This is a genomic window from Aureimonas flava (genome assembly GCF_003583935.1).
Lineage (GTDB): Bacteria > Pseudomonadota > Alphaproteobacteria > Rhizobiales > Rhizobiaceae > Aureimonas > Aureimonas flava.
Genome location: NZ_QYRN01000001.1, coordinates 47,477 through 72,298, shown reverse-complemented (window position 1 = coordinate 72,298; position 24,822 = coordinate 47,477). Strand labels below are relative to the sequence as shown.

At 68.4% G+C, this 24,822-nt stretch carries 23 protein-coding genes; 6 read left to right on the top strand and 17 right to left on the bottom strand.

The features are described 5' to 3' along the window. Positions 1-2: 2 nt before the first annotated feature. The 14 genes from D3218_RS20205 to D3218_RS00310 form a co-directional block, all read right to left on the bottom strand. Positions 3-3,296, bottom strand: a complete 3,294-nt coding sequence (locus D3218_RS20205; protein ID WP_119537924.1) for a putative barnase/colicin E5 family endoribonuclease — start codon at positions 3,294-3,296, stop codon at positions 3-5. Further along, positions 3,293-6,301, bottom strand: a complete 3,009-nt coding sequence (locus tag D3218_RS00370; protein WP_119537923.1) for a phage tail tip lysozyme — start codon at positions 6,299-6,301, stop codon at positions 3,293-3,295. Before D3218_RS00370 ends, D3218_RS20205 begins: the two co-directional genes overlap by 4 nt. A 3-nt stretch (positions 6,302-6,304) precedes the next feature. Next, positions 6,305-6,850, bottom strand: coding sequence for a hypothetical protein (locus D3218_RS00365; RefSeq protein WP_119537922.1), 546 nt, complete (start codon positions 6,848-6,850; stop codon positions 6,305-6,307). Then, positions 6,850-8,901, bottom strand: coding sequence for a phage tail protein (locus D3218_RS00360; protein ID WP_136625027.1), 2,052 nt, complete (start codon positions 8,899-8,901; stop codon positions 6,850-6,852). The genes D3218_RS00365 and D3218_RS00360 overlap by 1 nt, the downstream gene beginning before the upstream one ends. Then, positions 8,901-9,524, bottom strand: coding sequence for a phage connector family protein (locus tag D3218_RS00355; RefSeq protein WP_119537920.1), 624 nt, complete (start codon positions 9,522-9,524; stop codon positions 8,901-8,903). Before D3218_RS00355 ends, D3218_RS00360 begins: the two co-directional genes overlap by 1 nt. Positions 9,525-9,533: 9 nt before the next feature. Continuing rightward, positions 9,534-9,794, bottom strand: a complete 261-nt coding sequence (locus D3218_RS00350; RefSeq protein ID WP_119537919.1) for a hypothetical protein — start codon at positions 9,792-9,794, stop codon at positions 9,534-9,536. Positions 9,795-9,857: 63 nt separating this feature from the next. Further along, on the bottom strand, positions 9,858-10,817 hold the full coding sequence (locus D3218_RS00345) for a phage capsid protein (RefSeq protein WP_119537918.1): 960 nt from the start codon (positions 10,815-10,817) through the stop codon (positions 9,858-9,860). A 139-nt stretch (positions 10,818-10,956) separates the two neighbouring features. Further along, the gene (locus tag D3218_RS00340) at positions 10,957-11,850 is read right to left on the bottom strand and encodes a hypothetical protein (protein ID WP_119537917.1); all 894 of its coding nucleotides are present in this window, start codon (positions 11,848-11,850) and stop codon (positions 10,957-10,959) included. Further along, the gene (locus tag D3218_RS00335) at positions 11,847-12,215 is read right to left on the bottom strand and encodes a hypothetical protein (protein WP_119537916.1); all 369 of its coding nucleotides are present in this window, start codon (positions 12,213-12,215) and stop codon (positions 11,847-11,849) included. Before D3218_RS00335 ends, D3218_RS00340 begins: the two co-directional genes overlap by 4 nt. Further along, positions 12,212-13,777, bottom strand: coding sequence for a portal protein (locus tag D3218_RS00330; RefSeq protein ID WP_119537915.1), 1,566 nt, complete (start codon positions 13,775-13,777; stop codon positions 12,212-12,214). The genes D3218_RS00335 and D3218_RS00330 overlap by 4 nt, the downstream gene beginning before the upstream one ends. Position 13,778: 1 nt before the next feature. Beyond that, on the bottom strand, positions 13,779-14,006 hold the full coding sequence (locus tag D3218_RS00325; protein ID WP_119537914.1) for a hypothetical protein: 228 nt from the start codon (positions 14,004-14,006) through the stop codon (positions 13,779-13,781). Then, positions 14,006-14,404 (bottom strand): hypothetical protein, encoded by a 399-nt coding sequence (locus tag D3218_RS00320; RefSeq protein WP_136625026.1) that lies wholly within the window; start codon positions 14,402-14,404, stop codon positions 14,006-14,008. Before D3218_RS00320 ends, D3218_RS00325 begins: the two co-directional genes overlap by 1 nt. After that, a complete protein-coding gene (locus D3218_RS19990) occupies positions 14,397-14,672 on the bottom strand; it encodes a hypothetical protein (RefSeq protein WP_245414860.1) in 276 nt (91 codons plus the stop codon). The genes D3218_RS00320 and D3218_RS19990 overlap by 8 nt, the downstream gene beginning before the upstream one ends. A gap of 369 nt (positions 14,673-15,041) precedes the next feature. Next, positions 15,042-16,118, bottom strand: a complete 1,077-nt coding sequence (locus tag D3218_RS00310) for a substrate-binding domain-containing protein (RefSeq protein WP_245414858.1) — start codon at positions 16,116-16,118, stop codon at positions 15,042-15,044. Between the two features lie 17 nt (positions 16,119-16,135). On the opposite strand from D3218_RS00310, the gene D3218_RS00305 reads away from it, so the two are divergent. The 6 genes from D3218_RS00305 (at position 16,136) to D3218_RS00280 (ending at position 21,992) form a co-directional block, all read left to right on the top strand. Continuing rightward, positions 16,136-17,359 (top strand): ABC transporter substrate-binding protein, encoded by a 1,224-nt coding sequence (locus D3218_RS00305; RefSeq protein ID WP_245414857.1) that lies wholly within the window; start codon positions 16,136-16,138, stop codon positions 17,357-17,359. 39 nt (positions 17,360-17,398) lie between these two features. Then, a complete protein-coding gene (locus tag D3218_RS00300) occupies positions 17,399-18,442 on the top strand; it encodes an ABC transporter ATP-binding protein (RefSeq protein ID WP_119537911.1) in 1,044 nt (347 codons plus the stop codon). Then, positions 18,439-19,347 carry an ABC transporter permease gene (locus D3218_RS00295; RefSeq protein ID WP_245414856.1) on the top strand — a complete coding sequence of 303 codons (909 nt, stop codon included), beginning with the start codon at positions 18,439-18,441 and terminating at the stop codon, positions 19,345-19,347. Before D3218_RS00300 ends, D3218_RS00295 begins: the two co-directional genes overlap by 4 nt. 4 nt (positions 19,348-19,351) lie before the next feature. Next, positions 19,352-20,143 carry an ABC transporter permease gene (locus D3218_RS00290; RefSeq protein ID WP_119537910.1) on the top strand — a complete coding sequence of 264 codons (792 nt, stop codon included), beginning with the start codon at positions 19,352-19,354 and terminating at the stop codon, positions 20,141-20,143. A 64-nt stretch (positions 20,144-20,207) separates the two neighbouring features. Continuing rightward, positions 20,208-21,119, top strand: a complete 912-nt coding sequence (locus D3218_RS00285) for a phosphorylase family protein (RefSeq protein WP_119537909.1) — start codon at positions 20,208-20,210, stop codon at positions 21,117-21,119. 171 nt (positions 21,120-21,290) lie between these two features. Beyond that, positions 21,291-21,992 (top strand): histidine utilization transcriptional repressor HutC, encoded by a 702-nt coding sequence (locus D3218_RS00280; protein ID WP_119537908.1) that lies wholly within the window; start codon positions 21,291-21,293, stop codon positions 21,990-21,992. A 4-nt stretch (positions 21,993-21,996) separates the two neighbouring features. Here the strand turns inward: D3218_RS00280 and D3218_RS00275 are convergent, their stop codons facing one another. The 3 genes from D3218_RS00275 to D3218_RS00265 all read right to left on the bottom strand — a co-directional run bounded on the left by D3218_RS00275 (position 21,997) and on the right by D3218_RS00265 (position 24,571). Next, positions 21,997-22,782, bottom strand: coding sequence for an ABC transporter ATP-binding protein (locus D3218_RS00275; protein WP_119537907.1), 786 nt, complete (start codon positions 22,780-22,782; stop codon positions 21,997-21,999). After that, positions 22,779-23,555 (bottom strand): ABC transporter permease, encoded by a 777-nt coding sequence (locus D3218_RS00270; RefSeq protein WP_168990367.1) that lies wholly within the window; start codon positions 23,553-23,555, stop codon positions 22,779-22,781. The genes D3218_RS00275 and D3218_RS00270 overlap by 4 nt, the downstream gene beginning before the upstream one ends. Before the next feature lie 74 nt (positions 23,556-23,629). After that, the gene (locus D3218_RS00265; protein WP_119537906.1) at positions 23,630-24,571 is read right to left on the bottom strand and encodes an ABC transporter substrate-binding protein; all 942 of its coding nucleotides are present in this window, start codon (positions 24,569-24,571) and stop codon (positions 23,630-23,632) included. Positions 24,572-24,822 lie beyond the last annotated feature (251 nt).

Below are 24,822 nucleotides of genomic sequence, written 5' to 3'. Positions count from 1 at the left end.
GTTCAGACCTTGCAGTGTTCGACGAGGAAGCCGAGATCGTCGTCCCGGCCGGCACGCTCGAGGAGATCGGCGGGACGCGCGAACTGCGCTCGCCCCTCCGCGTCGGTGCCGTCCGGCACGACGTCCCACACATCCGGGTTGCTGACCACCCGTGCCTCCTCGACAGGAGCCGTCACGACCTCCCAGCGAGTGCCGGATCGGTCAAAGGTTATGGTGATAGGTTTGCCAAAATCGTCGACGCTGAGCGCCCGATCCTCCATGGTGAATACCCCGTCGAAGCCTCGGACTTGACGAACACCTTTTACGGTTTCGAAGATGTCCTCATCGTCCGCGTTCCTGCCTATGAATTTCGGAGAATCATCCGCCGACCGTGCCTCAAGCGGATCGGTATTTCCTTCGCCGGACAGAGCGCCCTGCCCATAGGGCTGGCCCTCCACCTCATCCGCGATTATATTGGGCTCGGCTTGCGAGGCGGAGGATCTGTCCGTCTGGAGACCGTCAGGGCGGCCGGTAGTACCCTTGGCGCGCAAGCCCCTTTCATCCTTCTCGTAGGCCGTCATCAGCCACGTCTTGGCCTCGCCGTCGTAGTCGAGGCGCACCACGGCCTTGTGGACCTTGCTTTCCAAAACGATCCGGTTCGCCGATCGCGTCTTCACGTCCATGCTGGCGAGGATCGACGGCAGCTCGTCCAGGACCTCCGGATGCTTGGCGACGATCTTGGCGAGGCCGAGGCCGTTGTCCGTCGCTGCGTCGAAGCCGCCCCACACCACGTCGATCCTCCCGACGTCCGGATGGGACAGCATGCCCGCGATGTCGCCGGCCTGTCGCGTGGTCAGGAAGTCCACCGCAGCCGTCCAGCTGCCGTCGAAGGCGGACGCGGGATAGATCGGCCCGGCCGGGCCCTGCCCGATCGGCTCGACGTCGAGAACGCGGCTCGGAGGTGCGCGGCGCGCAGGCTCGTCGGGAAAGAGGCCGGCCATGGCTTCGGCTTCGGCCGTCCCCGGTTCCGCCGCGCGAGCCGCCGCCAGCTGCGGCTCCGGAGGGTTGAGCAGAGCCGGCAGACCCTCCCTCTCGATCGCCGACTGAATGTCGCCGATGAAGAGGCGTGCCTCGCGCGTCGCGTTGGAACCGCCCGCAAATCGCCGTGCAGCCTCCGTGAGCGCGTCGGAAACCGGACCCTTGGTTCTTGCCATCCGATCGACGATCGCCTCCACCGTCTCGGCTGTGACGGCGCGCGTGGCATTTCCCGCCGCATCGAGCGTGTTGCCCGCCGCCTCGATCACGTCGGCCCGGTCGCCGAGCATCGCGAACAGGCGCTTGTCCTGCCGCAGCACCCGCTGCGCAGCCTCCATCACCTTCACGCGCTCGCCGATCAGCGACTTCGACAGGTCGAACGCGCCGAACATGTCGGTCTGCGTCTCGTGCCGGACGCCGCTCGCCATGATTTCTTCGAGCAGCATGCGCGCCGCCCGGTCCGTCTCGGGCGAGAACTCGGCGAGGTCGCGGATCGCCGCGGCGTGCATGCGCGGGTCCGGCACGAGCTCGCCGATCAACGCCGCGTGGTTCTGATCCACCACGCCGTTGATCGCCATGCCCCAGGCGTCGTCCGATAGCCGGGCGAGCGCGCTGGCGCGGCGCATCATCGCGCCCGACATCGGCAACCCGTCGTCCAGGAGGTCCGGCCGGTCGCGCATGACGCGCGCCGCGTCGATCGCCTCGCCGCTGCCCTCCTGCATGTTCTTCTTCGCCGCCAGCGCCCGCACGTCCTCGGCGGTCCAGCCGTCCGCCTCGCGGAACAGGTATCCGTCGAGCCGCACGGACGCGTCGCCTTCCGCCTTTAGCCGGCGTGCCAGGCCGAGCCGCTGGTGCCCGTCCGCGATGAAGCGGGCGCCGTCGGTGCGCTCGTGGATCATCACCTTGCCCGACGCCGTCGGGTCCCAGCGCTTCACACCGCGCAGCCGGTCCGTCACGCCCGCGTCGTCGCCGCCGCCCTTGTACTGGTAGGCCACGGCGTCGGTGCCGACGGTCTCCGGGTCGAACCGTTCGTAACCGACCGGGCGTCCGCGCACGGAGATCGCGCCGCCCGGCAGCGCCTCCGACAGCACCGCATGCTCGGCCGGGTCGCGGCGCGGCTTGGCGACCGGTCCCGCCGCCGGCGGACCGTCCGTCTCGGCCGAGCGCACCGCCGCGTTCCGCATGGCGGCAGCCTCGTCGTCGGTCAGCCCCGCTGGCGTCGGGCCGAACGCGGCGTCGTCCAGCGCGGCCTGCGCGTCCGCCACCGCCGCCACGCGCGTCTCGGCCGCATCGGCCCTCACGCCGAGCCGCTTCGCCACCTGGTCGAGATCCCCCTCGCGCGGATTCCCCGTCGCGACGCGCTCGATCGCCGCCACCTCGGCCGCATCCGTCACGCGGAACGCCCGGGCCACCTCGCGCCCGCCGGCGATCAGGCCGCCGAACGTGCCGCCGAAGAGACCTGCCAGGCCCACCTGCCTCAACCCCGGCACGATGCCGCTTTCCAGACCGTTCTCCGCACGCCACGCTTGCGCCCGCGTCTGCACCGCGGCTTCCACGCCGGCGTTCACCGCCGCTTCGGTCAGGATCGTCTGCCCGATCCGGCCGACGACGCCCTTGGCCGTGCCCGCACCGCCGCCGAGGAACAGGGCGGCGATCTGCACCGGATCGCGCAGCATGCCCCGCCCACCGCCGGCGAACACGGACGCCAGGCGCGAGATACCCGACAGGTCCGCCGCGCCCGCGTCGGCGGCCTTTCGGCGCGCCTCGGCGGCCGATACGATACCGCCCGTGTCGCCGTCGAAGTCGCTGTCGAAGAGCTCGGCATGCTGGGGGAACTTTCCCCGCAGCTCGGCGAGCTGCCGACGAAACGCCTCCAGGTTGCGACGCCCGATCGGGTCGCCGCCGTAGCGCTCCTCCCACTCGGACCCGACGGGCCGGTCCACCGCCGCGAACGAGCCGGTGCCGTCGAGCGGCATCTGGAGCTGCACGCCCGTCGCGGCGTGGATCCGTTCGATGCGCCGGCGATAGGCCTCGCGCCGGGCGTCCTCGCGGGCGAACGTGTTGTCGATGAAGGTCTGCGCCTCGTCGTTGGCGGCGTAGAGCTCCGCCATCGATGCGCGCCGATCGCCGTCGATGAGATCGCCGACGAGGTTCGCCTCCTGCCGCACCAGCGCGACGCCGGGCAGATAGTCGAGGGCGCCGAGGCTGACCGGCGCCGGATCCCCGAACGTGATGCGGCGGCCTTCGGCCTCGTCGGGGGGCGCGTGCTGAAAGATGCTCATCGGTAAGCCCCCGGCACGCGAGGCTCGAGGATCGGGCGCATCGTGTCGATCGCCAATACGAAGGGCCGCCCATCGGCACCGCGCACCCACTGCGGATCCTCGGACGCGGGATCGCCGAAGGCGAAGCGATAGCCGCCGCCGACGGCCACGGGCACCGCCGCCTTGAGGTCGGCCGCCGTGTAGGCCTTCCCGTTCTCGCGAACCGGCGGCGCCGACCAGTACCGCCGGCCGAGCCGTGCGCGCGGCTCTTCGCTCGAGGCGAGATCCGTGTCTCGGATCGCGTCGATCACATCGGCGAAGCGGTCGGCGCGGATGCTCGGCAACACGAACACCGTGGGACGGCTGCCGGCGAAGGAGGAACCGAACCAGCCGTCCCGAACGGGCATCGCGACGAACCCGCCGAATTGCACGCCGCTTTCGAACCGGCCGCCGGCGGCTTCGTGGATCGCCTTCTCCAGGATACCACGGGCCGCTTCGCTCTTCGGATCGATCCCGGCCTCCGCCACGCGAACGCGCGCGATCCGCTCGGCCGCCGCCAACGTGCGCGTCCCGTCCGCGGGGGACCCCGCGAAGGCGCCGCCGATCGTCTCGCGCGCGAGGCTGTCCCGTTCCGTCTGCTTCAGGACCTCCGGCAGCTTCTGCCCGTCGGCACCCCGGCCGTAGCCGGCGATGACGTCGCGAGCCGCGCGCTCGGAGCCGCCGCCGGCAAGGATGACCCCGGCCTGTTCCACCGCCGGCGCGTCCTCGCCGAGCTCGGCCAGCACCCGGCCCGCGCGGGCGCCGGCGCCCGTGACGATCCCGGCCGCGATCTGCGCCGCCCGGTCGGGATCCTGATCCACGAGAACCTTGATCTGGGCCGCCTCACCGGGTTTCAGGTACTTCGGCTGAACCCCGAAGTGTTGGGCCGCGATCTCTGCCCGTTCCGCGCGCAGCTTCATTCGCCCCGCCAGATCGTCCGCGGAGGACGCTTCGACGAGGCCGCCCTCCTCCGCCGGGAGCAGCCCCTTGCGCTCGGCGAGGCCCACCGGGTCCGTGCCCGCCGCGCGCTGCATGCGCTCGAGCTCGGCGCGGGCATAGTCCGCGGTGCCGCCGGCGACGGCCACCGGGTCGCGCTCGAGGCCGAGCACGTAGCGCTCGGCCTCCGGCAAAGGCTTGTCGCGCAGGATCCGCGCGGCATTGATCTTCTCGAGCGTGCGATCGATGATCTGCGGCCCCTCGGGCGTCGTGTTCCGGTCGAGCATGAACCGGCCCATCTCGCCGGCATCGACCTCGAACCCCCTCACGACGCTGTCCGCCAGGGCGTCGCCCCGCGCCTTCAGGGTGCGCGAGGCCTCCTGTTGCCCCTGCTGTTTCTGGCTTGCCGTCCGATCGAGTGACGCCTCGAGCGCTTGCCAGCCGCCGGCGTCCAGCCCCGCCATGCCGCCCGCCGCGAAGTCGGTCCGCATCTTTTCCTTCAGCGCCAGCACGTCCTGCGGGCTCGGCAGCACCGTGGCCTGACGCGCGTAGAAGGCGACGGCCGTGTTGCGCCGGCTGGCGATCTTGGCGGCCGCCGCGTCGTCGGCGTCCAGGATCCCGCGCGCCACGGCGCTGTCGTAGTGGGCGTCCGTCGCCGACTGCCGCAGGGCGATCGCCGCGGCCGCGTCGTCGCTGCCGGGGTCGAAGGCCTCCACGGCACGCGCCGATGCCGTTTCCATCTCGCCGCTGCGGGTCAGGAAATCCGCCCGGTCCTGTTGCAGGACGCGCGTTTCCTGGTCGCGGCGCGACTGGTTGAGATAGCCGCGCGTGACGCGGCCGAAGGCGCCGTCGTAATCGCCTTGGACCTCCGGGAACACATGGTCCTGCATGTGGACGGTGCGGAGCGCACCGAACGCCTTCTCCAGCTCGACCGGATCGTCCTTGAACCGCTGGTAGACCGCATCCGTGTCGGCCGCGATCGTGTTGTCCAGCTGCTCGAGATAAGTCCGCATGCCCGCCGTATCGTAGGCCCGGCCGCGAATGGTGGTCGAGCCCGTCGGGCGGAACCCGCCGCCGGCGCGCTGGATCTCGATCGGCTCGACGACGCGCGTCACGCGCGGCGGGCCGACGTCGGCGGGCGCGATCGCGCTCGTCCCGGCGGCGGGCTTCCCATCCGACGCGAGCGGCGCCACCGCCTCGATCGCGGCGGCCGCCCCCGTCGGCGCCGGCGTGGGTGCGAGGGCCGTCACGGCCGCCGGCGCACCGGCCCCGCCGCCGAAGGCCTCGGCCCAGCGCGCGTGGGCCAGGCGGTTGTCCCAGCCATGCCCGGCACGCGGCGTGCGGACTGTGTAGTGCTGCGGCCGCTCGAAGTGCATCAGCGCCTCGGTGGCATCGACGATGTTGGTTGCCGCCGCCAGACGCTGGCCTGCCAGACGCTCACGGCCGCCGAGCTCGTGCACGAAGAAGTCCATCTGCGTGTCCACGTCGCGCCAGTCGCCGTTCTGCCCCGGCCGCTTCGCGAAGGCCTGCAAGGCCGAGCGACGTTCGTTGCGCCACTGCCAAAGGCCCGACGACGTGCCCTTGTCGCCGTCCGGCCCGGCCGCCTGGATCGAGCTCTCCTGGCGGGCGTGACCGACGGCGGCGGCGGCGGCGAAATGGCCGAGCTTGCGCTTGCGCAGGCCCTCGTAGATGTATCGGCCGCGCGCGTCGAGGTCGCCGCCGCCGGTCGAGACGCGCGACGACACGCCGCCGCCGGACCCGGTATAGCCCAGCGGCGCGCCGCCGCCCTCCACGCTCGTCGTCACCCCGCCGGAGATGGCCGACGCACGCGGCCCGTTCGCCAGCGCGTCGCGCAGGCCCGCCTGTTGCCCCTCTGCCGCCGCGAACCGGTCCGCCACGTCGTCGGCCTGCGCCGCCATGCGCGCGAAGGCCTCCGCCACCCGCCGCTCCGGCCCCCCGTCCGGTCGATCGACGGCGAGCAGTCCGTCCTGAAGCACGGGCGCGACCTGGAGCGGACGATAGGAAACCTCGCCGATACGCTTGTTCGCCATGGATCAGCCCCGGGACAGGAAGCGCGACGCGCCGGTGAGGATCTGCGCAGCCCCTTGCGCCTTCGCGGCACGGCGCGTCGAAGTGGCCTGGCTCCGGAGGTTCGACGCCCTCTCCTCGAGACGGGCGATCCGGCTGCGTTCGGTGCCGGTCGCGGTCTCCATGCCGAGATCCGCCTGGCGGAAGGCTTCCTCGCGCGCCTGCAACGGCGTGCCGAACGACAGGTCCACGCCCGAGGCGGCGTAGGCGGTGGACTGCTCTCCGATCGCCGTCATCATCTCGCGCTTGATCGAGGTCCGTCGCTCGATCCCGGCCAGCGTCTCCGTGGCCCGCTGCGCCTCCTGGTCCTTCGCCTGGAGCTCGAGGTTGGTGGCCTCGATCTCGGCCGCGCCTTTCGACGCGGAGACCGACATCAACGTCGCGGTGCCGGCGAGGATGCTGCCGATCGTGGAGCCGATCGCGCCGGCGCCGCCGAGCGCACCGGTGATGCCGGTCACGGCGCTGCCAATTCCGCTGAACAGGGGCGTCAGCGCCGCCGCGATCGGGGCCATTACAGCTTCTCCTGGAAGGTGACGTCGCGCACGCGCAGCACGCCGGGGCGAACCTGCGTGACGACGGCCGTGGGATCGGTGACGACGCCGGGGATGCCGGCCATCGTCACCAGCTCGGTCTTGGGAACCGGTGGAAGATCCGCGGGGTCCGACAGGCGCACCAGGGGCAGATCGCGCGGCGTCGTGCCGTTCGCGCCGATCGCGATCGACGTCGTCTCGATCACGTTCACGTCCAACCCGTGGATCCGGCCGGGGCGCCGGACGATCTTGTCGTCGCGCCCGACGAGCACGCTCGGCATGCTTTCCCAGAGCGGCGGACGCCAGATGCCGATCCGCGCGGCCTCCCCCGGCGCGCCGATACGCGCCGCACCGCCGGTCACCGTCGCGGGGCCGTAGGTGTAGCCCCCCGCTTCCGCCCAGACCTCGCTGCCCTCGGCGAAGGGGAGGTCGGACACCGTGCCGTCGTCTGCGACCGTCCGCGTCACCCCCGAGGCGAGGAACGACCCGTCGTCCATCACCTCGTATTGCTGGCCGTCGGACCGGTCCACCGCCAGCCACAGCCGGTTCTCGGCGTCGATGCCGATCGAGCGGACCGGCGCGCCCACGTCGTATTCGAAGAACGCGGTGATCTCCTGGTCGCGAATGATGCTCGCGCCGACGAGGCGACCGTCCCGCCGCAGCATCCAAAGCCGGGGGCTGTCGCTGTCGTCCGTGCCGCGCTGGATCGCCGTCTCGATCACGTCGTCCACGAGATGCGATGCGAGAAGGCTTTCCTGCCGAGCGGTGAACGCCGACTGGATGTCGTCGTAGGCGGTCGAGAACAGGACCGCGCCGCGCTGGCCGATGTAGTAGACCCGGTTCTCGATCTCGACCGGCCAGGTCCCCCGCGCCATGCCGTTCCGGCTGGTCTCCACGAAGTTCAGCGGCTCCGTTCGGGCGATCGTCCGGTTGGTCGCGAAATATTCCGCCTCGTCCGTGAAGACGAGCAGGTATTGCAGCGCCTTCACATGCAGGATCTCTTCCTTGCTGGTCGTGCGCAGCGCCTCGAGCTTGGCCCCGTCCGCGCGCTGGGCCGACGTGTTCACCGTGAAATACTCCGCCGTCTGCGAGAACAGCAGCGCCGAGGGCCGCTCGCGGAGGGCGGCATACACCAGACGGTCCTGCGCGATCGCGACCACCCCGGGCCAGCCGCGCGCATCCGAGATCAGCGGCTCGCCGAACGTCTTGCCGATCTGGATATGCGACGGCAGCACGGAGACCGAGCTCGTGCTCACGATCTGCGAGGTGATCTGGAATTCCTGGCCCGCAAGGCTTCCACCGAAGACGATGCGCAGCCGGACTGCGTTGACGCCGTTGCCCACCGGGCCGGCGGCACAGACGACGTCTCCGTTCAGCGACGGCAGGGCGCGAAGCTGGTCCTGGATCGCGGCCGCCCAGGCGTTGTAGTCGGTACCGGAAAGCTGCTGGGCCTCGATCGCCTCTCCGTCCACGCTGATCGCGATGATCGGGTTGGAGGAAGCTGCTGTGCCGTCGAAGCGGACGAACAGCTCCCAGATGTCTTCCCGCTTCGCATAGTCGCCGCCGTAGTCCTGGTCGGGGATCTTGCCGAACGGCCAGAAACCCAGCGTCCAGGACCCGTTGCTCTGGCGCACCAGGCGCAGCGGGCGCAGATCGCGGTGGAACACCCCGACCGTGTCCGCCTCCAGGTACAGCGACACCTCGGCCGCGATCTCCGGCGTGACGGGGGTCGGGATCCGCGCCACCAGCGCCGTCCCCTCGAACACGTCGATCCGATAGGGCACGACCGCGATCAGGAAATGCAGCTCACGCGAATGGCGTAGCCGCCAGAAGCGCGGGCGCCAGGGGGTGTCCGTGGAAACCACCCGGCGTGTGCCGGGCAGATTGCGGAACCCGGCCTGCGCCACCGGCTCGACGTTCAGGAAGCGGAGCCCGGCCGAGTAGTACTGCTTGATGTCGATCCGGCCCGCGAGCTCCGGCGAGAACTCGCCGGCGTTCATGCTCTGCTGGCCGCGTCCCGGCTGCCCCGCCATCAGCCCCACCGCGCATCGGTGAGCGGGTCGCCCCGCAGGAAGGGGGAGCCGACGGGCGATCCCGCGCGGTTCTGCGCGACGAGGCGGCCGAACTGGCCGCCCGTGCCGCCCTGCGACGGTGTGCCGAAGGCCTGCGCCCGCAGATCGTCCTGCAAGCCCTGATCCGATTGCATCGGCACGGCCAGCGCCGAAGCGAGCGCCGTGACGAACGCGCCCCGGAAGCCGATGTCCCAGGCTTCCGGATCCACGGCGACCTTGCACCGCGCCCAGACGTTCGCGGCGCGTGCATAAAGGACGCCGGCCTCGATCGAGAAGTCGCGCAGGACATGCTCCGCGGGAGCGACGGCCGCCAGAACCAGCAGCGGCTCCCCGATCCGGTCGCCGGGCAGCGCGAAGCCGTAGGACCAACCGTTCCCCGGCTCGACGGCGAGGCGCGTCAACTTCGTGGTGCGCCGGCAGAAGCTCCAGTCGTGGAGGCCGAAGCATTCCGCCACGACGTCGTCCCACACGCCGTCGACATGGCCGGTCACGTGGTTCTCGCCGTCGAGCGAGAACACGGGCGCCTGCCCCAGCCGGCCGAGGGCCCGGTTGACGATCGTCGCCTTGTCGATCGGCTGGGACATGACGGCCCCTTAGCTCGCGACCGTGACGACGCCGTTGGCGACGTCGGTCACGATCAGGTTGAGCATCGCGGGCGTCGCGTCCACGTTGACGGAACAGGCGATGCGGTCGCCCTTCTTGAGGTTCTGGGGCACGGCCGCGCCGTTCCAGTACCCGGCCGCGGAAACGGTCGCCGCCGCGTCCGGCGTCGAATAGACGTACCAGTTGGCCTGCTTGGTGGAGCCGCGATCGCTGGTCGCGAAGCGCGACATCGCCTTGAGATTGAGAGCCATGGAAGCCTCTGTGCTGGAATGGGGAAGAGGCGGCGCCGTGACGCCGCCGTCGTCGGCGATGCGTCAGGAGACGCGGACGGCGCGCTCGGGCGCCTTGAAGCGAAGACGCTTGACGCCCTCCGGCATGATGCCGACCGCGTTGCCGGACATCTCCGAATGGAGCTGCCAGGGATGGCCCTCCTTCGTGATGTCCTTGTTGATCTCCGGCTCTTCCTTGTCCCACTCGTGCTCGGCGCCGACGGCCTCGGTGGTCCACATGAAGGTGTCGATATAGCCGGTGCCGTAGGTGGGCTTGTTGTTGAGCGTGGCCGTGCCCCAGGCGGCCGTCCCGTACTTGAAGTGCTCGTCCGGCAGGGTCATCACATGGATGCCGCGCCAGGTGCGCTTGCGAACGTTCGCCGCCTTGGCGAACGGGAGGTCCGACGGGCCGATGTAGTCCGCGTTGGCGAACTCCTTGTACATCATCAGCTGCGTGAACCACGCCTCCGGGATCGGCCACCAGACGTCCTCCTCGGCGCCGGCGCCGCGGATCTGATCGACCGCCTGGAGAGCGTCGACGACGTCGATGCGGGCGGTGCCGTCGCCGATCGTGTCGGGACGGGTCAGGTCCTGGAGCTGCGGCCCGCCGGCGGCGCCGGGCGCGATGTTGCAGAAGTTGTGCAGCGCGTCGAGCTTGAGGACGTCCCGCTGGCGGCGGATCGCGTTGCCGAGCTGCTTGGCGACGGCCGCCTGCTCGTTCGGCCCCTGCCGGCGGAGATCCTGCGGGCGGATGTAGGAATTGACCTCGAAGTCGCGGATCCGGACCTCGACGATGTCGAGATCGGGATTGGTGTTCGTGATCGCCTGGATGGAGCCGGAGATCTCGTAGCACTCGACACGCCCGACCACCGGGAACTTGATCACCCCGGCGCCGCCGTCGCCGCGCGACATGGTGCCGTCGAGGTAGGAGCCGCGGGACTGGTAACGGGCACGCACGAGATCGCGGATCTTCTCGCGGTACCACTTGGGAGCTTGAATCGTCATGATCGACCCTGGGGGATGTTGGTGAGAACCATGCCCGAGGGTCGACGGATGGAGGCCTCGCGGGCGCGAGCCTCCCGGACCGATCCCGGCGGGTAGCGCATCGAAGATGGCACCCGCCGGAAGGCCTTAACTGCGAGGGTCAGTCGGGAAAGGCGGACTGATAGTCGCGCTGCAACTGGTCGTAGCTGTCGCGACTGAACTTCTGGTGGCCCGGCGTGTTCTCCGGCAGTTCCGAACGGCGCTGGAGATCGCCGCGCGCCGAGTTGCCGCCGCCGCCGCCGCCGCTGCCCGCCGGCCGGGCCTCGTCCGCACGCCCCATCTGCGACCGGAAGAACTCGATGGCCTTGTGCCCGTCCGCCGTGTCGCCCAGCATCAGCGCCATGTGCTTGGCGGAATCGGCCGGGAGACCGCGCTCGACCATCTTTTCGACCCAGCCGAGATTGTCGTTCATGCGCTGGTCGATCGCGCGGTCCTGCTCGGCCTTCGGCAGGGACCTGGCGCTGTCCGGAAGGAGGGCGCCCCGCTCGGCCGAGACGTCGATCGGCGGCTCCAGGAGGCCCATTTCCTGCGCGCCGGTCATGTAGGCCTGGAGGATGCCCTGCAACTGGGCCTTGCCGACGCCGAGATCCTTGGCCTTGGACGCCACGGCATCGAACAGGCCGTCCCGCTCGAGCGTGGCGTAGTAGGGCTTCAGCTCGTCCGAGACCTCGCCGTGGTCGCGATACGCGGCGATGTCCTCCGGCACGTCGGCCGAACGCTCGGCGACGGCTGCCATGAGCTTGTCGATCGTCTGCGTATCGCTCTCTCCGCGATACTGCTCGGCGAGGCCGTCGGGCCGGTAGAGCTGGACCGGATCACCCGCGCCGCCGGCGATCGTGTCCGCACCGCCCGCAGCTGCGCCGCCCTCGCCGCCCGCGACGGTCGCCGCGCCGCCGTCACCCGCGCCGCCGCCGGCGCCCGCGCCGCCACCGCCCTCGCCGCCACCGCCCTCGCCGTCAGGCGCGCGAAGGATGCGGAAGAGTAGATTTCTCATGCGTCCTGTCCCTGTTCTCGCTTCTGGAGCACGTCTTCGCCATGCGCGAGCGCATGGAGGATCACTTCGCCGACGCCCTCGATCCCCTGCCGCGTCGCGGCGAGGAGCGCCGTCTCCTCGAGGGTCTTGCCCGTCGCGCGGAAGGGCTGGCGGAACGTGATGTCCATCAGCCATTCGATCAGCTGGCGACCGCGCGGCTCGCGTGCGAGCCCGGCGAGCAGGAGGGCGACCTCGTCGGCCGGTTGGTTCTTGACGGGACGGCCGGGCTGCGGGGCGAACATCGCCTCGAGGCCTTCCCATCCGTCGGCGCCGGAGAGTTGGTGGAGCGGCTGCGCCTCGCGCCGCCCGATGGCCGCTTGGGTCATGCGGTCATTGCCCCTTCGATGACACGCGGCGCCGCATCCTGCATGGCCTGAGCGGCCATCGCCTGGAGGCGCTGCTGCTGCATGTCCGCCGCGATCTGGTTTCGTTCGTCCTCGTCGGGGATCACGTCCTTGTCGACGTGCAGCCCCTCCCCGATCCGCGCCATCACCTTGTCGATATGCGCGTACATCGGGACCATCTCCGGCCCCGCCATCGCCTGCGCCATCTCGACATAGGTGGCGAGGTTCCCAAGCCGCTCGCCGTTGAGCGCCGCCGCCATGGGAGACTGCACGCTCGTGGCGATCAGGAACTGGTCGATCAGGATCGGCGTCGCCATGAAGCCGGCGTCGTAGAGGATCTCGGCGACCCGCGGCGCGATCACCGGCATGATCTCGTTGGTCAGGCGTCCGAAGGCGCCGATATGCGTCTCGGCCTTCTGCCGGAGCCGGCCGGCAATCTCGGAGGCCGAGCGCGGCGTGCCCTCGTATTCCGGGATCCTGACGTCGAAGAGGGTTTGCTTGATGTCGGCCTGAAGGTTGCCGATCACCATGCGCGCGACATCGAGGCGCCCCGTCGCCGGGTCGATGCGCGACACGTCCGGCCCCAGCACGCCGCCGGTGGACTGCATCGGCCAGAACTCGCCGGGCCCCACACGCACCGTATCCGGGTTGAAGGTCCCGCCGGACCGGTAGGCCCAGATCCCGAGCATCTGGATCGCGGCCGCCTTGAGCGCCAGTTCCTGCGCCTTGTTGAGCGTCTTGATCGAGGGGAGCGCCAGGAGGACGGGGCCGCGGCCGTAGGGCTCGCCGGGCACGCGGTAATAGCGGGGCACGGCGATCGGCTGCGTCCGCGACCAGGAACGGGTGACGAACTCGCCCGATCGCGTCTCGCCGAGCGACACCAGGAAGTCCCAGCCGCGCCCGTCCGGCCGCTTCACGAAGTCCTGGAACAGCGTTTCCGGCTGGTAGGCCTTCTCGCGATTGCCAAAGTCGTCGGGGAATCGGCCGCGCGGGAAGGCGTCCCGGATCGCCTGCCGCTCCATCCTCTGCCGCCAGGACACGAAGTTGACGCGGCCGTAGCCATCGGTTCCTACGGCGATCTCGTCGAACGGTATCGCCACGAAGATCACCGGCTGGTCGGCGGTGCCGGCGACCGGCAGGATGGCGCCGGTTCCCACGCCGAGATCGATGCAGCACTCGTGCACCGCCATGTCCCATTCGCCCGTCAGGAAGAATGGGTGCATCGACATGGCGATGCGCTCGAGCTCGCGATCGAGGCGGGCCGCTCCGGCCCCGAGCTTGAGCTTGGCGAGCGGGCCGGATTGAAGCGTGAAGGGCGGCTGCCCCGCCGGGAACAGATCGCGCTGGAGGCTACCGGCGAAGTACATGACGGACGTCGTGGCCGTCATGTCGAAGATCCGGTCCACGACGTTCTTGGCCGCGCCCTGCCCGCCCGGCCGGCGGTGCGGGATCGCGAATTCGTAGGCTTGCCGATAGATGTCGTTCCAGGGCGCCCGCAGCGCCCAGATCTGTTCGCGCCGTCGCGCCAGGTCGGCATACTCCATGTCAGCCGCCGAGCTTGGTCGCGAGACCGCCGGAATTGGCGTCGCTGACGAAGAGCCGCCGGCCACGCGAAGGCCGGCGGCTGGCCCCCGTATCGGTGTCGGCCGCCGTCAGCTGGGCCAGTTGCTGGTCGTTCGCGACCTGCTGGATCTGGCGCGAACGCTCCGCGTCGGCGCGCGCCTGTTCGGCCGCCCGTTTCGCATCCTTGTTGCCGCTGAAGATGGAACCCATCAACCCCTCCAGATCCAAAGCCGACCGCCTTCCGCGTCCGTCTCCAGGAAGCCGGCCAGGCGGGCCATTCGCTGGCCGGCCCGATTGCTGGGCTTGATGCGCGCGACGATGACGATGCCATGATCCACGACGGGTCGGATCATTAACTGCGCGATCCTGACCAGCGAGAGCATGGCACCGGCCGCCTCGGGCGCGAACAGGAGGCAGAGCTCGCGCACGTGCGGCCCTTCCGGAAACAGCGTCGCGACGGAAAGTAGGCGGTCGCCGCGATACACGGCGACGGTTTCGGAGCGTCGCGCCTGATAGGTCGCCAGCCGCCGCAGCCGGCGGTGCGCCCCCGCCAGTCGCATCACATCCACGAGATTGGCCGGGGTCTCGACCCGCAGAGCGTCAGACATCGAACACGTTGAAGTCCGCGCGGGCTCGGCGCGAGGAAATCGGCACCACCTTGGACGCCCGGCCCATCTGCGCGGCGTCCGTGATCGCGCCGGCCCGGCCGCGATGGCCGAGGGCGAGGTACTGCCAGCCGTCGTGGATGTGGGAATACTTGTTCTTCGCCACCGCCAGCTTGTCGGTCGCGCCGGCGCTCGCCTGTTTCGTGAGCTTGTAGTGCGCCTCGAAGCCGCCGATCGTCGTCTCGCGGCCCTGGGGCGGCTCGACGGGCATATGCAACCGACGACGACGATGTGGGATGCCGCCGCGGGCGCAGTCCTGTGCCGCGAAGCCGGGATGGAGGTGTTCCTCGCTCGTGGCGACCGACATCTCGGCGTATGGGCGGGCCTCACCGAGATCATGGCGGTCGTTCGACCGGACCCAGCGCCCTAGCGAACGAATGGCTCGCAAATTTCCGGGCCTCCACTTCGGAGCCTGCACCCTCCTCCCCCTTTGGTTCGGAGGAATGCACGAAACGATCCGGGACCCCAATCGGGCACCTTCCCCCGTGCCGTTGATGCTCGAGGATTTGCGTCGGAAGCTGACTGGCTTCCTTGCATCTCGTCCGGCCTCGGGACTGTCGGGCGACCGCTGTCCCAGGGCTTAGGTGTTCAGTCCCGCCATCGCCAGTCGCGCCGTAATCAGAACGCTCGCCAACGTCGCGTTCGGTTGCAGGATTCTCTCTAGAAGCGCGCAGACGAGCTCTTCGCCGACGCGAACCATATCAATGTGTTGGACATGCATACGGGCGTCGAGATAGTCGCACAGGCCTGTGCTGTCCCGCGATACGATGTCGAGGTTCCGCTCCAGCGTCAGCCCTCGCTTGCGGATGGCGTTCAGCGCACCGAGTGCCCCCAACTCGTGGGCGCTGATCCACCCGTCCAATGGGTCGTCTGCGTCCAGCCTTTCGGAAACGAATCGCTCGCTGTCGGATGCCGTGAAATGTTCGACACTGACGAGCGCCGGATCGTAAGGAAGGCCCGCCTCTTCGAGAGCCGAAATGAAGGCACTGCGCCGTCGGGAGCTAGCTTGGTCCTGGCGGGAGAGAAGTTGCAGCCCTAGCCGCCGCCGTCCACGCGAGGCAAGGAGGGCGACGGCCTGAGAAACGAGGGCTTCATTGTCGATATCGACGAAGGCATGCGGTTCGCTCATGTCGGACCGGCCGAACGTCACGAAAGGCATGTTTGCTTTCTTCAGGAATGCAATGCGCGGATCGCGCGGCAGCATTCGGGTGATGACGACGCCATCGCTTGAGCCGGACTGGACCAGGCGACGCAAGCTTTCCAGCGGATCCTCGTCCGGCCCCGTCGATTGGATGGAAAGCGTGTAGCCTCTGCCGTGCGCGGCTCGCGTCATCCCTTCGATCAGCGGCATCTTGGCGAGGTCGGCAAGGGGCGAATGGGCTTCCAGAGGGAGCATCGCCGTTATCATCCCGCTTCGGCCGGTGCGCAAGGCGCGGCCCTGGAGATTGGGGATGTAGCCAAGCGCCTCGGCGGCTTTCTTCACCCGAGCGATGGTGCTCGGTTGCACCTCCGGTCCATCCTTGAGCGCGCGAGAAACCGTGGTGACGGACAGGCCGACACTATCGGCGAGCGCCTTCAGGTTGGGCCGTTTCGATGGGGGCATGGAGTTCAACCGGATGCGGAAGGGGAAGTGGGCCGCGCGACCCGAAGCCTGCACCCGGATCGTTCCATACCATGATTCAGCACCGACTCGCGTTTGCACACATCGCGAGTTTTCGATCCGTTGTGGAAGGCGGGTTACCGACAAAGGATGCATACGACGATGAAGGCCGATTGACGAACCCACCAAAGTGGGTAATCGTAACGTTACGATTTCAGATCGTGATCCCTTTTCTGAAGGATTTCCTCATGTCGAAGTGGCTTCATACGGCTGTCCCAGCGGTCGCGGTTCTTCTGGTGGCCAGCTTTCCCGCAACGGCCGAGACGCTGACGGTGGTGACGGCCGGCGGGGAATATGGCGATGCGATGCGCCAGGCAATGTGGGAGCCGGCCGCCAAGGAACTCGGGTTCGAAGTCCGCGCGGAAAGCCAAAGCGACAGTCTTGCCGCGCTTCGCATGCAGGTGGCCTCCGGTTCCGTGACGGCGGACGTGATCCATCTCGGGTCGAACGAAGGCGCACAGGCCGCCGCACTGGGCCTGCTCGAGCCCCTCGATGCAAGCGTCGTCAAACAGGACGAGATCCCGGAGGGCGCTCGTTCCGAGTACTGCGTGCCGTTCTCCTCCTACGGCACGGTCCTGGCTTGGAATACCAAGACCTACGGCGACAAGGCGCCGAAGACTTGGGCCGACTTCTGGAACGTCGAGGCCTTTCCGGGGCGTCGGGCGTTGCGCGCGAACGCGCAGGATCAGATCGAGATCGCTCTCCTGTCCGAGGGCGTCGCGCCGGCGGACGTCTACCAGGTGCTCTCGACGCCCGAAGGGTTGGAGCGCGCGATCAAACGCATCGAAGAACTGAAGCCAAACGTCGCCATCTGGTGGACCTCCGGCGCGCAGTCCACGCAGATCCTGAAGGACGGAGAGGTGGACATGGTCGTGACCTGGAACGGCCGCGCCGCCAATGCCGCCGCCGATGGTGGGGCCGCCGCTTACACGTTCAACCAGAACATCGTGGGAACCGACTGCTTCGGCGTACCCAAGGGCGCCCCGCACGCGGCCGAGGCGATGAAGCTGATCGCGGCCATGACGACGGGCCCCCGTGAAGCGGCCATGGCGACTTTGATCTCCTACGGACCGGTGAACAAGACGGCCTTCGAAGGCGGTGCGATCCCGGCCGAAACACTGGCCAAGCTCGCAACGGCGCCCGGCAACGTCGAGAACGCTCTTTTCGCCCGAGCCGACTGGTGGGCCGAAAACGGACAGGAGGCGCAGGTCGCCTTCGATGAGATGATGAGCCGCTGAAGGCTGCGTGTGCTCGACGGAGCGGGAAGGATTGCAGGAATGACCTCTCAGCCGATCGCCATTCAGGGCATTCGCAAGAGCTACGGCCGCAACGTGGCGCTGGACGACGTGTCGCTCGCGATCCGCGCGGGAGAGTTCCTGACCCTTCTCGGTCCGTCGGGATCGGGAAAGACGACGCTGCTGATGGCGATCGCGGGTTTCGTGCGCCCCGATGCCGGCAGCATACGGGTGGGTGAGCGCGAGATCGCCCATCTGCCGCCGAACCGGCGCGACATCGGCTTCGTCTTCCAGAATTACGCCCTGTTCCCGCATATGAGCGTCCTCGCCAACGTCGAGTATCCTCTGAAGCTTCGCAAAGTGCCCCGCCGCGAAGCGAGCGAGCGGGCGCGCATCGCACTCGCTCGGGTGCGGCTGGAAGGGTTCGAAGGGCGCGATATCGCCGCTTTGTCGGGCGGCCAGCGCCAGCGCGTGGCTCTTGCTCGTGCCATGGTGTTCGAGCCGCGCATCATGCTGATGGACGAGCCGCTCTCGGCGCTCGACAAGAACCTGCGCGAGCAGATGCAGTTCGAGATCCGGCGCATCCACGACGAGGTGGGCATCACCACCGTCTACGTCACGCACGATCAGCGCGAGGCGCTGACGATGTCGGATCGCATCGCGGTCATGGAAAGCGGGAGCATCCGCCAGGTCGAGACGCCGCGCCTCCTCTACGATCGCCCGCAGACCGACTTCGTCGCCACGTTTCTGGGCGAAGCCAACATTCTGCAGCGATGCAGCTTCGACGCTGCCGATATCGGCGCGATGCCCGATGGCGAGACGCTGATGGTGCGCGCCGAAAACCTGCGCCTTTCTGCCGACGCCGTTGCCCCCGGCGCTCTTCGCCTCCACGGCTCGCTCGCGGCCAAAGCGTTCCGCGGCGAAAACTGGATGCTCCAGGTCGCGATGAAAGAACAGCGGCTTCTCACGCTCAGCATCCCGGCCTTCGAAGGGCGCACCTGCGAGGAACTGGCGCCAGGCGATCCCATCACTGCCTATGTGAACCGAAGCGACGTGCATCCGCTCAACCGGAGGGCGGGCGCTTGAGCCACATCAGTCTGCCTGCCGGCGCCTTCTCCGGTGAATCACGAACTGCGCTGGCGCGCGAGGCACGGCGTGAGCGCACGTTGTTCCTGGGCCTTGCGCTGCCGGCCCTGCTGATCGTCGGACTCTGCGCACTTCTGCCCGTCCTGTGGATCGTTCGTCAGTCCTTTCTTTCGATAGGAGGCGATGTCACCTTCGCCAACTACGAGCGCCTCTTCGGTAGTTCGCTGACGCTCGCCACGTTCGAAACGACGTTGCTCCTATCCGCCGCCACTCTCGCGCTGTGCATGCTGCTCGGCCTGCCACTCGCGCTCGTCCTTGCGGCCGCCTCTCCGCGAACCGCCAATCGCCTACTGATCCTGGTGATGCTGCCCCTGTGGACATCAATCCTCGTTCGAACCTACGGTTGGCTTGTGATCCTCGGCCGGGATGGCTTGGCGAACGACGTGCTGGTCGGCTCTGGTTTGGTCGACGCGCCATTGGCGCTCGTCTATAATTTCACCGGAACGCTCGTCGGCATGGTCCATTTCATGCTGCCGCTCTTCGTCCTGCCGGTCTACGCCGCCTTTCGGGACATCGACCGCAACGCGATCCGTGCCTCGGCCAGTCTCGGAGCGAGCTTCTGGCGAACGCTGCGTTCGGTCGTCCTCCCGCTTGCCTCGGGTGGCATCGCGTCGGGGTCGATGATCGTCTTCGTCTACACGCTCGGGTTCTTCATCACGCCTGCCATTCTCGGCGGTGGACGCGTAACGCCGATCGCGATCCGTATCGAGCGCAATCTTTCCACCTTTCAAGACTGGGGCGCAGCAAGCGCGCTCGGCGTTCTTCTTCTCCTTCTCGTGGCTATCGTCGCGACGGCGCTTTCGGGCGTCCGCCGGCTGTTGCGCCGCCAACCGGCCGGAGCCTGACGCCATGCTCGATGCCTATGAAGACTCTCGCCTGAGCTTTCTCGCGCTCCGGTGCGTCGCGGCCCTTGTTCTCGCCTTCCTCATTCTGCCGACGCTCGTGGTCGTGCCGATCTCCTTCTCCGCGTCCAACCTGATGGAGTTCCCTCCGAGAGCGTTCTCGCTACGGTGGTACGAAAACTTCTTCGGGTCCGCGACCTGGATGGAAGCTCTCCGGACGAGCCTTCTTCTCGGAGGGCTCACGGCCGTTCTGGCGGTTCCCGTCAGTTTCTCCGCATGCATCGGGATGGATAGGCTCGGTCGCCGTTTCACAGGCCCGATGTTCGCCTTCGTGCTCATGCCGTCCTTCGTGCCCGGCATCCTTTTGGCGATCGGCATCTACTTCGTGCTGGCCCGGCTCGGGCTGATTGGAACGCTCTTTGGTGTCCTGCTTGGGCATGTCGCGCTGGCGATCCCCGTTGCGGCCATCGTTCTGATGCCGGCCGTACGGCGCTTCGACTGGAACCAGGTGCAGGCAGCCCGCAGCCTCGGGGCGGGATGGATGCGCTCGATCAAGGACGTCGTCCTGCCGCAGATGGGCTTCACGCTGGTGGCCGCGGCCCTGCTCGCCTTTCTCACCTCACTCGACGAGGCAGTGATCTCGATCTTCGTCTCCGGCGGCGCGAACAGCACGCTGACGAAGGTCATGTTTCTTTCCCTGCGCGATCAGATCGATCCCACCATCGCAGCCATCTCAGTCCTCTGGAGCGCTCTCGTCGTAATCGTGGTGCTGGCGATCGGACTACGCCGCCCGGTCTGACGATCCGGGCGCCCCCGTTCGGCACGGGCATCCCACCTATCTCCATCGCATGTTCGAGACATTCATGAAGCACGTCCCCCATCGTCCGCACGGGATCGCGAAGACAATCCCGCAGGTATCGCTCGCCGTGATCACCGGCTCGGCAAACTGGGGTCTTGCCTTTCCCGAGGACGTCGACATGCCGGGCGTCACCGTCCTGGAGCGGGACGTTTCGTTCGATACCCCCTATGGAACGAGCGACAACTGGAAGATCTTGGAACTGTCAGCCGATCTCTTCCCCGATCGGGCGGCGCGGCGCGCCTTGTGCATGTACTCCCATGGCAATCCACGCGGTGCGATCGATCATTCCTGCCACCGGCGCGCGTTTGCCGTGCTTCAGGAAGCCGGCGTCAAGCGCGTACTCGCCTGTTCCACGGTGGGTTCGGTGAACCGCGCGGTGCTGCCCGGCGACTTCGTGATCAATGCCGACATCATCGAGATGACGCAGACGCCGTTTTCCCTCCTGCCGGGGCGGCAAAGCTTCGATTGCTCGGGGAAACGTCTCGTATGCCCTTCCTGCGCGGCCACGCTGGCCGAGACAGCCACTCGGCATTGGCCGTCTTCCGCCCGCGTCCACCGCATCGAGGAGGGGCTCGTGGCAGCCCACGCCTACGGCCCACGCCTGACCTCTCCCGCCGAAGCGATGGCATTTCGGATGCTGGGCGCCGATCTGATCAATCATTCGATCGCGCCGGAAGCCACTCTTTCGCGGGAAATCGGTGCCTGTTTCGTTCCGTGCGCCTACGTCACGGCAGGAATGAACGACTATCTCGACCGTGAGCGCGGCGGTCTCCTGCACGACGACGTGCTTGCCGGACTTGCCCAAACGAGCTCGCGCGTCGCGCTGGAGGCGCTCGTCGCCATTGCAACGCTCGACGACTGCGACTGCAACTCGTTGAAATCCCCCCAGCCCGAAATTCGTGCATCGCGCTTCTGAAACGCCGTGCCGGATCACGAACCGTTCCTAGGTTGCTGAACGCGCGAGGAACGCGGCCTCGCCGCGGGCTCGTCCGAAAGCGATGCGTGGCTTCCACCATCGCGATCGCCCTTTCCGCTGAGCGGAGGGGGCGCTAGGCAGGACGGGCACCGTCGAGGATACCCGTTCCGCATGAGCACAGCACCGCGCTCCTCCTTTCGAGATATCCAGAACGAGATCGCGCGGCGCATCGGCGAGCGTGAATGGCGGCCGGGCAGCTTGATCCCGGGCGAGGAACAGCTCGCAGCCGAGTTCGGCGCCGCGCGCGCGACGGTGAACCGCGCGCTCCAGGAACTGGCCCGCGCCGGACTGGTGGAGCGAAAGCGCCGGGTTGGCACGCGGGTCGCGCTGCACCCGCCGCGCGAGGCCCGCTTCGCCATCCCGCTGGTCGCCAGCGAGATCCGCGCGTCCGGCGCCTCCTACGAGTATCGCCTCCTGGCGCGGCGGGAGCGCCCCGCCACGGCGGAGGATGCGGAACGTTTCGCGGTGGCGCCGGGCGATACGGTGCTCCACCTTCTCTGCCTGCATCTGGCGGACGGGCGGCCCTATCAGGTCGAGGATCGGCTCATCAATCCCGAGGTCGCGCCCCGTGCCCTCGCCGAGCGTTTCGACGCGATCGGCCCGAACGAATGGCTGGTCTCGGCCGCGCCCTTCTCGCGCGGCGAGTTCACCTTCTTCGCGGATCGGCCGACGCGGGACGAGGCGCACCATCTGGGTGTCGGCGCCGCCGAACCGGTTCTGGTCGGCGAGCGCCGCACCTGGCTCGGCAGCCGTCCGGTCACCTTCGTGCGCATGGTGCACCCGCGCACGCACCGCCTGACCAGCCTTCTGTGACGCCTCAGTGGCCGGCGTCCGCGCGGATCGCCTCGGAGCGGATCTCCTCCGTCAGCCGGGCGCGCAGCGCGCTGAACTCGGGGCTCGACTTCACCGTGTAGTGGCGCGGGTGCGGCAGGTCCACCGGGATGATCGACTTGATGCGCCCCGGACGCGCCGTCATCGTCACGATGCGCGAGCCGACGAAGATCGCCTCCTCGATATCGTGCGTGACGAACAGCACCATCTTGTGCTGCCGCTCCCAGATGCCGAGCAGCAGTTCCTGCATCAGGCCGCGGGTCTGGTTGTCGAGCGCGCCGAACGGTTCGTCGAGGAGCAGGATCTTCGGATCGTTTGCGAGCGCGCGCGCGATCGCCGTGCGCTGCTGCATGCCGCCCGAGAGCTGCTTGGGCCAGTGCTTCTCGAAGCCGCGAAGCCCCACCTGGTCGATGAAGAAGCCGACGCGCTCGCGCGTCTCGGCGGCCGAGGCCCCCTTCTCGCGAAGGCCGAAGGCGATGTTGTCCTCGACGTTCAGCCACGGGAACAGCGTGTAGGACTGGAACACCATGCCCCGGTCGGGACCCGGCCCTTCGATCGGCTTTCCATCGAGCGTCACCACGCCGCTCGTCGGCCGGTCGAGCCCGGCGATGATGCGCAGCAGCGTCGACTTCCCGCAGCCCGAGGGGCCGAGAATGGTGACGAAGTCGTCGGACGGCACCTCGAGGTCGGTCGGCTGGAGCGCGGTGACGGGCGGCCCGCCCTTCACACCCGGGAAGATGCGCCCGACGCCGGAGACGAGAAGCGCGCTCATGCGAGCCTCCAGGCGAAGACGCGTCGGTTCAGCGACTTGAACAGGAAGTCGGAGACGAGGCCGATGAGGCCGATCACGATGATGCCGAAGATGATCTGGCCGGTGGCCAGCAGCGCCTGGCTGTTGATGATCATGTAGCCGATGCCGGAGGAGGCGCCGATCAGTTCGGCGACGATGACATAGGTCCAGGCCCAGCCCAGGACGAGCCGCAGCACCTCGGCGATGTCGGGCGCCGCGGAGGGGATCAGGACGCGGGCGACGATGCCCCTGTCCTTGGCGCCCAGCGTGTAGGCCGCCTCCACGAGGTCCTGGCGCGTGCCCCCGACGATGCCGGCGACCATCAGGACGATCTGGAAGAAGGAGCCGATGAAGATCACCAGCAGCTTCTGCGTCTCGCCGATGCCCGCCCAGAGAATCAGGAGCGGCACGAAGGCGGAGGCAGGAAGGTAGCGCGCGAAGGACACGAAGGGTTCGAGCAGCGCCTCCACCGGCTTGTAGGCACCCATCAGGATGCCGATCGGCACGGCCAACGCGGCCGCGATCGCGAAACCGCCGACCACGCGCCAGATCGTCATGCCGATGTCGCCGAGGAAGTTCTGCCGGGTCAGGAGGTACCAGCCGTCGGCGAGCATGGTCAGCGGATCGGCCAGGAAGGTTCGCGAGACGAGGCCGCCGAAGGTGGCGATCGACCAGACCGCGACGAACAGGACGAAGAAGGAGATTCCGAGAAGCACGCGCGTTCTCGCGCTCACGGGCTGAAAGGGTCGGATCATAGGGAGGTTTCGGTCCGGCAGGGTCGACGGGCGACGGAGGCGCGCGGGGCGCCCCCGTCATGCGAGGCGTCGCCTCAGTCGATGAAGCTCGCGTTCGCGAGCGGGGCGATCTCGGGCTTCTGCCGGATCACGCCGATCTCCAGAAGGAGGTCGGCGGCCGCGTTCGAGAAGTCGCTCCATTCGCCGGCGAAGAAGGTCTTGTTGGCCTCCTTGTCCTGCCAGCGCAGGTTGGAGGCGGACGCCTTGAACTGCTCCGCGGTCTGGTTCACGTCGCGGCCCATGATCTCGTAGGACCGGTCCGGCTCGGCCGCGATCATCTCCAGCGCCTCGAAATAGCTCTTGGCGAGGGCGCGGGCGGCATCCGGGTTCTTCTCCAGGAAGTCCGGCGTGCAGCCCACCGTGTCCATCACCGCCGGATAGTCGAGCGTGGTGGCGAGGATCTTGCCGGCCTCCGGCGCGTCGCGCACGGTGGTCAGATACGGCTCGTAGCTCATCGCCGCGTCGTTCTGGCCGGCCACGAAGGCCTGCGCGGCCGGGCCGGGCTCGAGGTTCACGACGCGCACGTCCTTCATCGTCATGCCGTTCTGGTGCAGCATCCAGGCGAGAAGGAAGTAGGGAGAGGTGCCGGGCGCGGACGCGGCGACGGTCTTGCCCCGCAGGTCCTCGAAGCTTTTCACGCCCTCGCGCACCGCGATCCCGTCGGCGCCGTAGCTCTTGTCGAGCTGGAAGATCTGCGTGGTGGCGACACCATTGGCGTTCCAGGCGATCCAAGTCTCCACCGTGGTCGCCGCGCACTGGATGTCGCCCGAGGCGATGGCGAGATGCCGGCTCGCCTGCGGGATCTTGGAGAGGGTGACGTTGAGACCGTTCCTCTCGAAGATCCCGGCGTCGCGCGCCAGCGTGAGCGGCGCGAAGCCCGTCCAGCCGGAATAGCCGAGATTGATGTCGGTCGCGTGCCCATGGGCGGTGCCCGCAACCAGAAGGGCCAGCGCCCCGAGCGTCGTCTTCACATCCATGGCCAGGCCCCGATTTGTATAAACATAAGGGAGCTTAGCGATCCGCCCTTTCTGGTCAAGAGTTAGACAGCGAAGGATTCTGCCCAATCCACCGTCGCCTTCAGTTCGCGCCACGCGCGTAGAGGTGAGCGGCGAGCGGCCTCGCAGCAGTTGAGCCCAATCTCCCGCCACATCGTCGCCGCGTGACCCGCAACTGCTCCAAGCGTGATCCGTGCGCGTGACGCATGGGGGCGGAAAGCGTCAAAATCGTA

Coding starts and splice junctions, on each gene's coding strand:
- D3218_RS00340 (WP_119537917.1), bottom strand. CDS start 11,850: ATGAGAAATCTACTCTTCCGCATCCTTCGCGCGCCTGACGGCGAGGGC.
- D3218_RS00290 (WP_119537910.1), top strand. CDS start 19,352: ATGCTCGATGCCTATGAAGACTCTCGCCTGAGCTTTCTCGCGCTCCGG.
- D3218_RS20205 (WP_119537924.1), bottom strand. CDS start 3,296: ATGAGCATCTTTCAGCACGCGCCCCCCGACGAGGCCGAAGGCCGCCGC.
- D3218_RS00335 (WP_119537916.1), bottom strand. CDS start 12,215: ATGACCCAAGCGGCCATCGGGCGGCGCGAGGCGCAGCCGCTCCACCAA.
- D3218_RS00350 (WP_119537919.1), bottom strand. CDS start 9,794: ATGGCTCTCAATCTCAAGGCGATGTCGCGCTTCGCGACCAGCGATCGC.
- D3218_RS00305 (WP_245414857.1), top strand. CDS start 16,136: ATGATTCAGCACCGACTCGCGTTTGCACACATCGCGAGTTTTCGATCC.
- D3218_RS00345 (WP_119537918.1), bottom strand. CDS start 10,817: ATGACGATTCAAGCTCCCAAGTGGTACCGCGAGAAGATCCGCGATCTC.
- D3218_RS00265 (WP_119537906.1), bottom strand. CDS start 24,571: ATGGATGTGAAGACGACGCTCGGGGCGCTGGCCCTTCTGGTTGCGGGC.
- D3218_RS00270 (WP_168990367.1), bottom strand. CDS start 23,555: ATGATCCGACCCTTTCAGCCCGTGAGCGCGAGAACGCGCGTGCTTCTC.
- D3218_RS00280 (WP_119537908.1), top strand. CDS start 21,291: ATGAGCACAGCACCGCGCTCCTCCTTTCGAGATATCCAGAACGAGATC.
- D3218_RS00355 (WP_119537920.1), bottom strand. CDS start 9,524: ATGTCCCAGCCGATCGACAAGGCGACGATCGTCAACCGGGCCCTCGGC.
- D3218_RS00360 (WP_136625027.1), bottom strand. CDS start 8,901: ATGGCGGGGCAGCCGGGACGCGGCCAGCAGAGCATGAACGCCGGCGAG.
- D3218_RS00325 (WP_119537914.1), bottom strand. CDS start 14,006: ATGGGTTCCATCTTCAGCGGCAACAAGGATGCGAAACGGGCGGCCGAA.
- D3218_RS00330 (WP_119537915.1), bottom strand. CDS start 13,777: ATGGAGTATGCCGACCTGGCGCGACGGCGCGAACAGATCTGGGCGCTG.
- D3218_RS00285 (WP_119537909.1), top strand. CDS start 20,208: ATGAAGCACGTCCCCCATCGTCCGCACGGGATCGCGAAGACAATCCCG.
- D3218_RS00370 (WP_119537923.1), bottom strand. CDS start 6,301: ATGGCGAACAAGCGTATCGGCGAGGTTTCCTATCGTCCGCTCCAGGTC.
- D3218_RS00300 (WP_119537911.1), top strand. CDS start 17,399: ATGACCTCTCAGCCGATCGCCATTCAGGGCATTCGCAAGAGCTACGGC.
- D3218_RS00320 (WP_136625026.1), bottom strand. CDS start 14,404: ATGTCTGACGCTCTGCGGGTCGAGACCCCGGCCAATCTCGTGGATGTG.
- D3218_RS00275 (WP_119537907.1), bottom strand. CDS start 22,782: ATGAGCGCGCTTCTCGTCTCCGGCGTCGGGCGCATCTTCCCGGGTGTG.
- D3218_RS00365 (WP_119537922.1), bottom strand. CDS start 6,850: ATGGCCCCGATCGCGGCGGCGCTGACGCCCCTGTTCAGCGGAATTGGC.
- D3218_RS19990 (WP_245414860.1), bottom strand. CDS start 14,672: ATGCCCGTCGAGCCGCCCCAGGGCCGCGAGACGACGATCGGCGGCTTC.